Here is a 13933-nt window from a genome sequence, read left to right as displayed (position 1 = left end):
TTCCAAATCGAAAAAACTTTTAGAAAAACGCTTCCGCTCAAGCCGCGGAGGCTTATAGCGACTGGATTTTCTGCAAAATGCTGCCCGCATTTTGCGAAACAGTCGCTACCCATACCCCTTATGTAGAAAATCGAACAATATCCCTTAAATATGCGTGCTATGAGCTTCGCTAAAAAAGATATTAAACTTACGATAGATATTCACCCACATATTACCTAAAAAAGTTATTATTTTAATAGCGTGTAAAACTTCTTATATAAAGGGTGGGATAGCGGTCGTTTGGAGAAATTGTGGGTAACAATTTCCCAAAATCCGACCGCGTAATAGCCACCGCGGCGATTGAGCGGAAGCATTTTATCGAATATTTTCTGCTTCGGAAAAATATTCGCAGGGTTCCTAAGGGACGGCGTCCCTTATAGGGGTTTTAAGGGGTGAAACCCCTTGATTGTTTGTTTCTTTACAAAAAGAAAACAAAAACTCTTCATTGAACAACCAAAATATTCAAAGTATAATTAAAGTTAAGATAATTTCTCTAGGGAAATTATCTTTTTTTATACTAATTTAAGAAAGTAGGTGAAAAAGTGGAAAAGGAATTTTTAATAAAGAATTTCGAAGGCGGACTCAACGATACATTAGCTCCCATATATCTTGAGGATAACTGCCTGACTGAATGTCAAAATGCTAACTTATCTTTCGACGGAGGGATAGGAAAAAGGTCGGGAACGGATCTATATCTCCATAGGCTCCTTAAAGATAAAAATTTTGCGGCAGACAGCGATAATGAACTCATAGACCTTAAAGACTTAAGGTTCATATTCGCGAAAGAAGTCATGATAAACGGATATAACAGGATTTTCTTCATAGCAAGATACGTCATACCAAAAGAAAGTCTTCCGGATAAATATTATTATCTTAACGTATCCAATTATTACTTCGGTTATATCTATGCCAATAAGGATTTTGATGTAGAGCTGGAAATAGAAGAATTCAAACCATGTCTTATAAAACAAAATGAAATGGTTCATTTCTACGATAAATTTTATAGAGCCCTTACAGACAACTACATAATAGGTAAGAAAGTAAAAAGAAAAGAGAACGACGGTAAATGGAGTATGGATCATACTGCTGACATGGAGGGATACTGCTACGAAGTTTATGACACTACGGGAGAAAAAGACTCTCACGGAGAATACATCATAGACGAAACAAATCCGGACTTTTCAAATAAAAAAAAGTGGGAAGAATTTCATGATAATCCGATACATCCCTTAAAAGACGAAAGAGGATATTATATATTCGCAAGGGATTATGAACTTATCAATAAGGACATATCGGATATAAGTTTCGCTCAAACGGAAAAGGGATTATATTTTTCGTTCAACGGGAAATTCTACAGGATATCCGGATTTGACTTTACCAGCGACGAAGGCATCAAATATATAGTTAAGAACAGTATCGTAAAGGTAAATCATGAAGAAGCAGGCGAAAGTGTTTACGGAAAATACTATTTAAGCTTGAAGGAGCAGAAGCTTATAAACCTTATTACAGCAAACTATAACGATACATATATTTGGAAAGAAATAAATATCGACAAGTACAGAAGCGAAGTCCCCATGGGTATCGGAGATTATGACTATACTTATCTCGACGGTACCATAAACAAACTCTATATGGGAGAAGTCATCTTAGCTCCCAGATACTATAAAAAATACGACTCCGCGTCTAAAAAGAACATATGGGCAAAAGATACTTCAAAGCTATTTAGGTACAGAGCGAAAAGGGATATAATGGGATTTGACAATGACGGAAATCAAATCTCATTTAATTTATCGAATCTCAAATATTACGACACTTCCCTATTCGACAACATCTCAAATAGGGCGACAAAATACGACGAGGACGGAGACGGTCAGACCGACGATAATATATCTTTGGACGAGGTACAAAAATGTACTATGATGATATATCACCCTTACAGTAAGAGGATATTCGCCGCGGGACATCCGAAGGACAAAAAAGCGGTCTTTTATTCGGACCCAAATGAATTCAATGTGTTCAGGAGAAGCTCTACTCTATACCCCGCAAGCACAATAGGAAACGTCACCGCGATGACGGTGATAAAGAAATATTTATGCGTAAGCTACGAACAAGGCTGGTATGTATTCGGCGGAGGTAAGGAAGAAGACCTGGATGAATTCGTATGGCAGCCCCTTTCCCTGCCCTACGGAGCTTTGAATAACAAATGCGTCATATCGACCCCATGTTCTTTTACATTCTTTACGGGAAGCAAAATAATAGAAGTAAACGACCGGATATTTGCGGATTTAGGTTCTCTTGAAGCACTGAGCATTTATACCAAAATCATAAGCGACGGCAAAGTGAATACCTCTCTTAATAACATAAAAAACAAAAAACTTTCTGCCATGGCTTTTAATAACGGTAAAGTATATCTCGCTTTCAATGACGATAACGAACTGGATTATGCCAATAAGCTACTGGAATACAATTTTGAAAAGTCTTCGGGTTTTAATATAAACACCGGTCTCGTTATTTATTATCTTTTCAATAAAGACAGTAAGCTTTTTATAGGAAGTAAAAACTATATAATAGAAACGGATATATTTAACAAAGAAAACTCCAGAGGACTAAGCGACTTTGACCCAATTAAAAACAAAAGAGTTCCCATAGAATTTAAAGTCGTATCCAAACCGTACGATTTATCGGTTTTTTATAAATATAAACACCTTAAAAGAGTAATGCCTATATATCTTCAAAATTATGACATGGAAGGCGAAAGCAATCTAAACATAAAAATAACCGGAGAGGACACAAAAGAAATAAGTCTTGACTTAAATTTGACGGATAGTTTGATTTGGGGAAGAAAATGGGGTAATATTTGGGGATTTTCTGATATAATGTATAAGTACATAGAAACAGACTTAACAAGTATCAACTTCAAATTCTCACTTTATCATAATTCATTTGATGATATGATGATACTCCTTGGTTTCGGATTTATTTATGAAACGCTTAAGAGCGAAGTCGGATATTCTGCGGGAGATGAGCAAAAGCTCATGATATAAAAAATATTCCTATTCTTACAGATATTACATAAGAAATATTCTATTTTTTATTGCAATAAAGTTTTAATAAATATATAATGACAAGTAGAATTTTATCATAGTTTATCGGATATAGAGATAAAATGATGTTCGTTGTACTATAATTACTTTTACACGGATATGTCGTAACGGTAATTATAAATTTAGTGTACGTTATACTAGATATTATTTTACTATAAAAAAAATTGAGAGAGGTACGAAATTGGCAAATATTCAAAACATAATGGATACATATACCAGCAACATGGAAAATTTGACTTTACCTGCCATTGCAACGAGAGATTTATCGTTGATAACAGGAATGAACGCTAATTTTGATGTTGCGAGAAGTGCTTCTTTAATGGCACTTGAAGAAAGTGTAAAAGAAGAAAGCATGATAGTCCTTATCGCACAGCGAGATTCGGATAAAGACGAAATCGAAATCGAAAATTTAAGAGAAGTCGGAGTTTTGGCAAAGATAACAAATCTTATAAGACTTCCGTACAATGCTATCAAAGTTTCAGTCAAGGTTCTAAACCGTGTTAAGATAAATAAATATGAACAGCACGACCCATATTTGGTTGCTACCGGAGATATAATAAATTATTCAAACGATAATTTAACGGATAAAGAGATCGCTATGACCAATGTACTAAAAGAACAATTTTCCAAATTTTCATCTTTGAAAATGACGGGAAATGATTTTGAGGTACTTTCATTTTTGGGTAACATAAAAAATCCAAATGAACTTATCGATATGATGCTTCCGCCCCTTGGCGTAGACTTCGATAAATTTCAGGATATACTCTGTATTTTAGACAGTGAAGAAAGATACAAAGAAGTATATAAGATAATTGAAAACAGGATCATTGTTCTATCCCTTGAAAACGAGATAGAGCAGGATGTCAAAGAAAAAATGGAAAAACTTCAAAAAGAAGTTTATTTAAGAGAAAAAATAGAGATTTTACAGGAAAAGCTTCAGGATCCCGAAGGGAACGGAGCCGGCAGCAACTATTTGGAAAAACTTGAAAAACTTCCCATAAAAGAAGAATTCAAGGAAAAAATAGAAAAGGAAATCGAAAGGCTGAAACTCATCCCCGTAGGTTCAAGCGAAGCGGGAGTTATACAAACTTATATCGAAACGATACTTGACCTGCCTTGGGAAAAAGAAGAAAAGCCAAACATAAATCTGAAAGAAGCTCAGAAGATACTCGATGAAGACCACTACGGTCTAAAAGAAGTAAAAGAAAGGATAATAGAATACTTATCGGTGCTTAAGCTTACCGATACTCTAAAAGGACCTATCATTTGTTTGGTCGGACCTCCGGGGGTCGGCAAGACTTCCATAGCAAAGGCGATAGCAAAGGCTTCGGACAGGAAATTCGTAAGACTATCCGTGGGCGGAACGAGAGACGAAGCTGAGATAACGGGTCACAGAAGGACGTATATCGGTGCTATGCCGGGAAGGATAATAACGGGTATAGCTCAGGCCAAAAGCAATACTCCCCTATTCTTACTGGATGAAATAGATAAGATAGGTTCCGACTTTAAAGGCGACCCTGCCAGTGCATTATTGGAAGTATTAGACCCAGAACAAAACTCAAACTTCTCCGACCACTACCTTGAAATCCCATTCGATTTGTCGGAAGTATTGTTTGTAGCGACTGCTAATAATATAGCGACTATCCCTCCGCCTCTTTTAGACAGGATGGAAGTCATAGAGATACCGGGATATCTACCGAAGGAAAAGGTGGAAATAGCAAAAAGACACCTTATAAAAAAGGAAATGGAAGAGCACGGTCTTACAAAAGGAAATCTTTCTTTCACTACAGCGGCTCTTACAAAAATCGTTACGGATTATACCTTGGAATCGGGAGTAAGACAGCTTGAAAGACTTATAGCTAAGATATGCAGGAAATGTGCTAAGAAAATAGTAGCCGATGAAGAAGGTAAAATCGAAGTTACTGTTAAAAATCTTCATGAATTTTTGGGAAAAGAACTCCTTACTTTCGATAAGCAGGGAAACAAAAAACATGTGGGAAAAGTAACGGGACTTGCTTACACCAGCTACGGCGGAGATACTCTTAAAATAGAAGCCGTGATAACCGACGGTAAAGGTCATATCGAGCTTACGGGAAGTCTGGGAGATGTAATGCAGGAATCCGCAAAGACAGCTCTTACATATGTAAGGACTATAGCTGACAAGCTAAAAGTAGAAAAAGATTTCTACGAAAAGAAAGATATACATATCCATGTACCCGAAGGAGCGACACCAAAGGACGGTCCGAGTGCGGGCATAACCCTTGCTACGGCGATAATTTCAGCTCTTACAAAAATGTCCGTTCCAGAAGATATCGCAATGACGGGAGAAATAACCCTGTCGGGAGATGTCCTTCCTATAGGGGGGCTAAGAGAAAAACTCCTCGCCGCTTCAAGAGCGAGAGTAAAGAAAGTGCTTATACCAAAAGAAAATGTCAAGGATCTTGAAGAAGTTCCCGATGATATAAAAGATACTTTGGAAATAGTACCTGTGAAGCACATGATGGATGTATATAAAATAATATTCAAAGAGGACTAGAAATGATTATAAGAAGTGCCGAAATACTTACAAGCGCCGCCAAGTTCAACCAGCTCCCTCCCGAGGACAAGCTGGAGATAGTACTTATCGGTAAATCCAATGTAGGCAAATCCAGCTTTATAAATAACTTGCTGAACAGAAAGTCTTTAGCCAGAACGAGCTCCGTTCCGGGAAAGACAAGAACTGCAAATTACTACATCATAAATAACGAATTTTATATAGTTGATATGCCGGGCTACGGATATGCGAAAGTATCCAAAAGCGAAAAAGCTACATTTTCCAATATAATAACCGATTATTTGAAGAAGAGAAATGCTGATTTCATAGTATTCTTCCTTGTAGATATAAGGCACAAACCAAGCGAAAACGACGTAAAGATGTATAATGAAATACTGGATAATGATATATATCCCGTTGTGGTTTTGACAAAAGCTGATAAGATAAGTAAAAACAAAAGAAAACAAAATACAGATCTCATAAAAAAGACTCTCGGCTTAGATGAAGACGATAAGGTGATAATCTACTCTACAGAGGAAAAGCTGGGAAGAGATGAAGTTTGGGATTTTATCGAAGAGTTTATTTAAAGGACTGCCTTTAGGCAGTCTTTTTTTATTGTTTTAAATACATCGAGTTCTATAGACCTACTTAAAAACTTAGTTAATACTCTTTACGAAAATCTGTTTTTAATTATTAAAGACTTTGTAAGAAAGTCTATAAGCCAAATTATGTTATATAAAATTAAAATGAAGCGGTGATATTTTAAATAATATTATATTCTTCATCTCTAAAAATCAACTCAATAAATTTATTGAGTTGATAAATAAAACAAAATCAAAATTTATAAACACCTTAAAAAAATCCATAATCTAGTTATGTTTTTCGTTTTTAAAATAAGATATCAAAACAATTTAAAATATAAAAATCTTTAGTAAAATCATTATAAAATAATCCAAACAAATTTTATATAAAAAAAGAGCCTTAAACCACCTCGTTCATAGGCTCTTTAATTTATTTATCATTAACACATCCATGTCTGGAGCACTTTTACCAAAGTCTTAACATTTATCGGTTTTGCGATATGTTCATTCATTCCAACACTTCTGGCTTTTCCAACATCGGTGGCAAAGGCATTTGCGGTAAGTGCGATTATAGGAATGGTCTTTGCATCGGCTCTGTTTAAAGCACGTATGCCTTTAGTCGCGTCATAACCGTTCATAACGGGCATTTGAATATCCATGAGTATCGCCCCGTAGTCACCCACAGCGGACGCTTCAAACATCTCGACGGCTCTCTTCCCGTTTTCAACGGAGTCTACTTCTATGCCTTCCATTTCCAGAAGTTCTATCGCTATCTCACGATTTAAATCGTTGTCTTCCGCAAGCAGTACTCTCTTATTCGACAGATCCACTTGATTTTCTTCTTCGGTAAATGCATTTATGAGTTTACTGTGAGTACAGAAAAGCTGAAGTACATGAAGCATTTTCGATTTAAACAGAGGTTTGCTTAAAAATGCGTCGGCTCCCGCCTTTATGAACTCTTCCTCTATCTCGGAATAGTCATAGGCTGATATTATGATTATAGGAACATCGTCTCCGAGATTTTCCCTGAGAGCCTTTAATGTTTCCAAGCCGTCCATTCCCGGCATCTTCCAGTCCAGTATAACGGCGAAGAAATCATCTCTTCTTTCATGGGCGTCTATGACACTTAATATGGCTTCCTGCCCGGAAAGTACCCAATACCCCCTCATACCCAGCTCATCGAGAAGAGCACTTGCGTTTTCACAGACTATCTGGTCATCATCGACTATAAGTACAGGAAGTCCGACAAGCTCTTCATCGCACATTTCTTCTTCATTTTGTATTTCCATAGGAAGAGAAACCACAAATTTACTTCCTATTCCCGGGCTGCTTTGAACTTCTATGGTACCGTTCATCATACGGACTATGTTATCGGTTATCGCCATTCCGAGCCCCGTGCCTTGTATCTTATTTATACGCGTATCTTCCGCACGTGAGAAAGGTTCGAATATATGAGGGATGAACTCCTCCGACATACCTATCCCGTCGTCTATAAATATAAATTCATACTGCCCGATATTATCGCTGGCAGAAGACAGTTCATTTATCCTTAAAGTGATAGTCCCGCCTTCGGGAGTATATTTTATTGCATTGGACATTAAGTTCATAAGAACCTGCTGGAGTCTGTCACCGTCTGCTATCACCTTTTCATGTTTCACTCTGCCGACGCTCATCTTAAGATGCAGATTTTTCTCTTTGACCAAAGGTTTGCATATATCCGCCACATCCCCCACAAGCTCGGCAAGGTCGATATTTTCAAGCATAAGATTGATTTTACCGCTTTCTATTTTTGACATGTCCAAAACTTCGTTGATAAGACTTAAAAGATGTTTGCTTGAGATGTTTATTTTACTTAGGCAGTCCCTGACTTTTTCCGGCTCTTCCGCGTTTATTTGAGCAATGGCAGCCATACCCATTATGGCATTCATAGGAGTTCTTATATCATGAGACATGGAAGATAAGAAGTTCGTCTTCGCTTCGTTGGCAACTTTTGCGGTCTTGTAAGCATCTTCCAATGCCATTCTTTGTCTTTCCTGCTCCCTGCGTTCTTCGGTAACGTCCATTCCGAGGCTATAGAAAGAAGGTATATCATCCCAGCTGTCCTCTGCGGGCACATAACAAAGAGACATCGTAAGATTTTTTACACTCCCGTCTCCTGTTACTATCCTTATTTCCGTAACGGCACTGCCGTTAGTCGCTTTCAACTCATCCAAAAGAGGAATGATTTTTTTATAATCCTCCGGATAAACATAATTACATTTTGAATGTAGCTTGGTTTCAAATTCTTCTTCGCTGTATCCAATGAGACTCAAAAAGTCCGCCCCGTACCAAAGTACGGTTTCATAATCCCTTGCATCAAATCTTATGAAACCTCCGGGAAGAGTTTTCACGATAGTGTTCATTTCCTGGTCTTTTTTGGCAAGCTTATACTCCGTACTGAACATATCATGCGACAGCTCCAGTCTTGCTCTTCTGCCTTCCCAGTTTATTACGCGATTTTTTATCATAAACGTACGTTTAAGTACAGGGTTATCAAATTCCCATTCATAGAACTCTTTATCGTTTATCACATTATTCGTACAAAAAGGACAAGGAGAAGTCCTTCCCTGTATCACTTCATAGCATTTCCTTCCCAAGACCTTTTCGGAAGGCTGATTTAGAGTTTCACATGCGGTCTTATTTACATATAATAGCTCATAATCATCCATATCGCTTATATAAATATTTCCCTCATATTCGTCCATCATGAATTCAAAACTCTCTGCCTTTTCTTTCAATACTTTAGAGGTGTTCTTATATTTATCAACAATATCCGTTACATCTGAACAAACACCATAAACGACAGGAACTTCTTCATTCGCCTCTTTAGTTATGCTTAGAGAAATACGTGCCCATTTAAAGCCTTCTCCTTTTAAAGGAAGTCGAATAGTTACCTCAGCAGATGTTTCACCTTTATCATATGCAGATAATAAATCTCCTCTTAAAAGATTAAAATCTTTTGGATAGTCCCTATAATATTTATACAAATCACCAAAGCGGGAAGTAAATTCTTCCTTTATATAATGTATATCCTTGTAAAAAATATCGTTAGCACAAATAAAAGTCAGATTTTCATCCAACTTAAAATTTAATATACCTGCATTTATTATATTCAACAGCACGTTGTTATCCTCAAAATTAATCGGATTTTTGACCTTAGATCCTAAATCATGCTGATTTCCCATATCGTTTTCTCCCTTATTGTTATAATATTTAAAAGCAAAATCTGACAAAATACACATGTGTACATTATATAGTCTTTATCATTCAATAGCAAGGATAATCGTTTAATTAAAAAGTATTTAAGGTATCTTAAAGTACTTTTAAACACGATATAAAAAAGAAGATGATTTCATCTTCCTTTATTTGAATATTTGTTTGTATAGGGTTTTATATAGTATATCCGGTTCTATAGGTTTTGCAAGATGTTCGTTCATTCCCGCGTCAATGGAATTTTTTATATCCTCGGCAAAAGCATTTGCCGTCATTGCTATCACAGATATACTTTCGCTGTCCGCTTTACCTGAACTCCTTATTTTTTTACAAGCCTCCAGTCCGTTCATAACCGGCATTTGTATATCCATAAGCACCGCGTCGTAGTAGTGAGGTTCATTATTTAAGTACATATCAGTGCCGATTTTACCGTTCTCGGCACATTCTGCCGTGATACCTTTCTGTTCAAGCAATGTCTTTGCTATCATCATATTGAGATCATTGTCTTCAAAAATAAGTATTCTCTTACCTTTGAGTTTATTTAAGTCAAATTCCGTTTTCTCTTCATTATCTTCAACATCTTTGACTATATCCACTTCCAGCTCCAGTATCACGCTGGTTCCCTTTCCCGGTTCACTTTCTATATATATCCTGCCGCCCATGAGCTCTACTATCTTAGCTACAATAGAAAGTCCAAGTCCCGTCCCCTCTGAAGTATCCCCTGCCTTTTCCTGAGAAAATGGTTCAAAAGCATGTGCTAAATATTCTTTGCTCATACCTATACCCGTATCTCTGACGATAAAACGCTTCTTTATTCTATTTTCATCTTTAGACAGATGTTCTATTATCAATTCTATCTTTCCCCTTTCGGGAGTAAATTTGACTGAATTTGAGAGGAGATTTAAGAATATCTGATTGAAGCGAAGCCTATCCAGCATTACACATTTTATATCCACTTCCTTGCAGACTATATCAAAATCTATATTCTTTTCGATACACTGCTCTCTTATGATACTGTTTACGGTATCCAAAAACTCGGATAAGGAATAAGGCTCGGGGTGAAGCTCCATTTTATCGCTTTCGATTTTGGACATATCCAAAACATCGTTTATGAGAGAAAGTAAATATTTTCCCGATTGATTTATTTTGTTTAAATAATCATTCACTTCTTCTCTGGAAATGTCATCATTCAAAGCCAAATAAGAAGACCCTATTATCCCGTTGAGAGGCGTCCTAAGGTCATGACTCATTCTCGACAGGAATTCGGATTTTGCGGAATTTGCACTTTTCGCCTCATTAAGTTTTGCTTCAAGATTTTTCTGTTCCAGGACCGAGTCCATATACGCATTGTAAGCCTGACGCTGTTTGTCGAAAAGTTCCATATATTTCCCGTGCAGATTATTTGCAAGGAGATATGCGGCAATATTGATAATAACGACTTCTGCATAATAATGAAAAGGGATATTTCCGGCATATATACATGCACAGACATTTACTGTTATGGAAACCATATAAATAAATCTTAGATCATTGTTTTTAAGTATGGGAGCACAAATCAAAACTCCCGCAAGAACGACGCAGTTCAGCGGAATAAGGGACATGGAAGCGTCTCTGTATAAAAACGGGAAAACTCCTATTACAAGAATACTCCAAAACAATTTATAAATAAATGATATATTTTTAAAAGATGAATTTTTCTTTACGACTAAAATAATAATCAGGAATACGACCGCAGACAGCGACAGTAAAAGCATACCGCCCCATAAAATACGCTGAACGTAAAACTGCGGATTAAACAAATTGATGATTTGAAAAAAAAGTATACATATGCATACTGCGACAATCCTCTTTAAATTTATCTTTTCAATTTCATCTTCGGAAAAATTTACAAGTTTTTCATCGACCTTAAAATATTTGTTTTTCATTTTTTATTATTTCCCTTAGCTGTTTTTAATAAAACTATTTATAAAGGAGTATAACATATAATTATTTTTATAACAATATAGAATACACTTCATAAAAGGCATATCATTCATATGCGATACATCATTATTTTGACTTAAAATGTATAAAAAAAGACTTGAAAATTTCCATGTAAATTATTTTCAAATAATGGTTTCATTTCTATTGATTGTCTGATATAATTCTCAAATAAGGTATAAAAATAATATTAAGATTTTAAAAGGACTTTATATAAACGGGATCGTTTATAATGGGTAAATGATTAAATGACAAGTAAATTAAAGCTTAAATTATCTTACACACAAATAATTGCACTTGGATTTTTCCTGACAATTTTAGTAGGCGGTATACTTCTTATGCTTCCTATATCATCGAGAAGCGGAGAGTTCACTCCGTTTTTAAATTCTATTTTTACAGCCACATCCGCAACATGCGTAACGGGGCTTATCGTCTTTGACACATACACTCACTGGTCGATTTTCGGACAGATAGTCATAATATGTTTGATACAAATCGGCGGTATAGGTTTCATGACCATTATCACCATGTTTTCCATATTCTTAAAGCGTCAGATAGGACTTCACGAAAGAAGGCTTTTGATGCAGTCCGCGGGAAGTATGCAGCTTAGCGGAGTGGTCAAACTCATACTTCGTATAGTAAAGGGAACGATACTCTTTGAAGGGCTTGGAGCGATACTTCTATCAATTAGATTCATTCCCGAAATGGGCTTTAAGGTAGGAATATATAACGCAGTGTTCCACGCCATATCGGCATTTTGTAATGCAGGATTTGATTTAATGGGCAGATTTAAAGAATTTTCTTCCTTAACGAGATATTCCGATGACATAATAGTAAATATCACCATAATGTCACTTATAGTCATCGGCGGTATCGGGTTCTTGGTATGGAGCGATATAATAAAAAACAAATGGCATATAAGAAGATATGAACTTCATTCAAAGATAGTCATATCCGCTTCCGCCATTCTCATATTAGGAGGAGCCGTACTCTTCTTCTTATTTGAAACAAAAAACGGAGTGCTCGTTCACTCCTCAATGAAAGAAAGTATCCTGGCATCACTGTTCCAGTCAGTGACACCGAGAACGGCAGGCTTCAACACCGTAGACTGGTCAAGTATAACTCAGGGGACCTCAATATTTACTATAGTGCTGATGCTTATCGGCGGAAGCCCCGGCTCGACCGCAGGGGGTATGAAGACAACTACATTGGTAGTTTTAGTGATGAGTGCTGTCGCTTCATCAAGGCATAAAAACAATATAACCATATTCAAAAGACGTTTGGACGCAGATACCGTTAAACAAGCAAGTGCGGTATTCACATTATACTTCGTGGGATTTTTAGCGGGAAGCTTACTCTTATGCTACTTTGAGAACCTCCCTGCCATATCCATAATGTTTGAAGTATCTTCGGCGATAGGTACCGTTGGCTCCTCGATGGGTATAACCACCACACTGTGTGCCGCTTCAAAATGCGTGATAATCGCACTGATGTATGCGGGCAGAGTCGGAGCTCTTACACTTATGCTGACACTTGCTGCGAAGAAAAAATGTGCGCCTGTCGAAAGACCGGCAGAAAAAATACTAATAGGATAGTTTATAACAGAAAGGAAATATTAATATGAAATCAGTACTTGTAATCGGGATGGGACGTTTCGGAAAGCATTTATCGAAGAAAATGCAGGAGTTAGGAAACGATGTAATGATAATAGATAAAGATGAAGAACTTATTTCAGAATTTGCTTCGGACTTTACGGACTCTCAAATCGGGGACTGCAGAGTGGAAGGCGTTTTAAGGTCTCTTGGAATAAATAACTTCGATATCTGTTTCGTTGCTATAGGAGAGGACTTTCAGGCTTCCCTTGAAATCACCGCACTGCTTAAAGATTTGAATGCAAAATGGGTCGTTACAAAGGCGAGAAGCGATATCCAAAAGAATTTGCTAAAAAGGATAGGTGCGGACGAAGTCGTATATCCGGAAAGAGACACAGCGGAAAAACTTGCCATAAGATATAATGCAAAGAACATATTCGATTATATCCAGCTGACCCCGGAATACTCCATTTACGAAATACCTATAATGAACTTGTGGGTGGGAAAAAATATGTCCGACCTTGGTATAAGAAAAAAATACAAAGTGAACATCATCGCAATCAAAAACGAAAATATATTAGACCCTATGCCTTCTCCGAACTACGTGTTCAGAGAAAACGACCATATTATCGTAATAGGCAAGTCTTCGGATGTATTTAAACTTACATCACTGACATAAAAAGAACCGAGGAAATCCTCGGCTCTTTTTTTATAGGACTTTGTCCTATAACCTCGAGAAGTTTCTCGAGCTCTTTTTTGTAAGGCTACGCCTTACTATTCACTTTGTAGGGCTATGCCCTACTACCCTTTATAAGGAACTCCGTCCCTTACACCCTTCTGCGGGGTTTCGCC

The 13933-nt window shown here is 36.8% G+C and carries 7 protein-coding genes; 5 read left to right on the top strand and 2 right to left on the bottom strand.

Features of this window, described 5'->3' with window-relative positions:
- The first annotated feature begins 581 nt into the window (after positions 1 to 581).
- From Q0516_RS01975 to yihA, 3 genes are all read left to right on the top strand, one after another.
- Complete coding sequence (locus Q0516_RS01975; RefSeq protein WP_294468731.1) at positions 582 to 3083, top strand: hypothetical protein; 2502 nt, start codon at positions 582 to 584, stop codon at positions 3081 to 3083.
- A gap of 241 nt (positions 3084 to 3324) precedes the next feature.
- A complete protein-coding gene (lon, locus tag Q0516_RS01970) occupies positions 3325 to 5679 on the top strand; it encodes an endopeptidase La (protein ID WP_294468729.1) in 2355 nt (784 codons plus the stop codon).
- 2 nt (positions 5680 to 5681) lie between these two features.
- Positions 5682 to 6263: a ribosome biogenesis GTP-binding protein YihA/YsxC gene (yihA, locus tag Q0516_RS01965; RefSeq protein ID WP_257481168.1), complete on the top strand. Its 582-nt coding sequence runs from the start codon at positions 5682 to 5684 to the stop codon at positions 6261 to 6263.
- A gap of 434 nt (positions 6264 to 6697) precedes the next feature.
- Here the strand turns inward: yihA and Q0516_RS01960 are convergent, their stop codons facing one another.
- Both Q0516_RS01960 and Q0516_RS01955 read right to left on the bottom strand, forming a co-directional pair.
- Entirely contained in the window at positions 6698 to 9481 is a 2784-nt protein-coding gene (locus Q0516_RS01960; protein WP_294468726.1) for a PAS domain-containing hybrid sensor histidine kinase/response regulator, read from the bottom strand.
- A gap of 177 nt (positions 9482 to 9658) precedes the next feature.
- Positions 9659 to 11434 (bottom strand): ATP-binding protein, encoded by a 1776-nt coding sequence (locus tag Q0516_RS01955; RefSeq protein ID WP_294468723.1) that lies wholly within the window; start codon positions 11432 to 11434, stop codon positions 9659 to 9661.
- A gap of 303 nt (positions 11435 to 11737) precedes the next feature.
- Here Q0516_RS01955 and Q0516_RS01950 point away from each other — a divergent pair, with 303 nt between their 5' ends.
- Both Q0516_RS01950 and Q0516_RS01945 read left to right on the top strand, forming a co-directional pair.
- Positions 11738 to 13084 (top strand): TrkH family potassium uptake protein, encoded by a 1347-nt coding sequence (locus Q0516_RS01950; RefSeq protein ID WP_294468721.1) that lies wholly within the window; start codon positions 11738 to 11740, stop codon positions 13082 to 13084.
- A gap of 25 nt (positions 13085 to 13109) precedes the next feature.
- A complete protein-coding gene (locus Q0516_RS01945; protein WP_257481164.1) occupies positions 13110 to 13760 on the top strand; it encodes a TrkA family potassium uptake protein in 651 nt (216 codons plus the stop codon).
- The last annotated feature ends 173 nt before the right edge of the window (positions 13761 to 13933 follow it).

This window comes from uncultured Anaerofustis sp. (assembly GCF_938029165.1).
Taxonomy (GTDB): domain Bacteria; phylum Bacillota; class Clostridia; order Eubacteriales; family Anaerofustaceae; genus Anaerofustis.
The sequence above is the reverse complement of the archived record's forward strand: the minus strand, read 5'-3'. Positions and strand labels throughout refer to the sequence as shown.

What these genes read in the sequence shown, in the direction of transcription:
- yihA (WP_257481168.1), top strand. Translation starts at nt 5,682, where the DNA reads ATGATTATAAGAAGTGCCGAAATACTTACAAGCGCCGCCAAGTTCAAC.
- Q0516_RS01950 (WP_294468721.1), top strand. Translation starts at nt 11,738, where the DNA reads ATGACAAGTAAATTAAAGCTTAAATTATCTTACACACAAATAATTGCA.
- Q0516_RS01955 (WP_294468723.1), bottom strand. Translation starts at nt 11,434, where the DNA reads ATGAAAAACAAATATTTTAAGGTCGATGAAAAACTTGTAAATTTTTCC.
- Q0516_RS01945 (WP_257481164.1), top strand. Translation starts at nt 13,110, where the DNA reads ATGAAATCAGTACTTGTAATCGGGATGGGACGTTTCGGAAAGCATTTA.
- Q0516_RS01960 (WP_294468726.1), bottom strand. Translation starts at nt 9,481, where the DNA reads ATGGGAAATCAGCATGATTTAGGATCTAAGGTCAAAAATCCGATTAAT.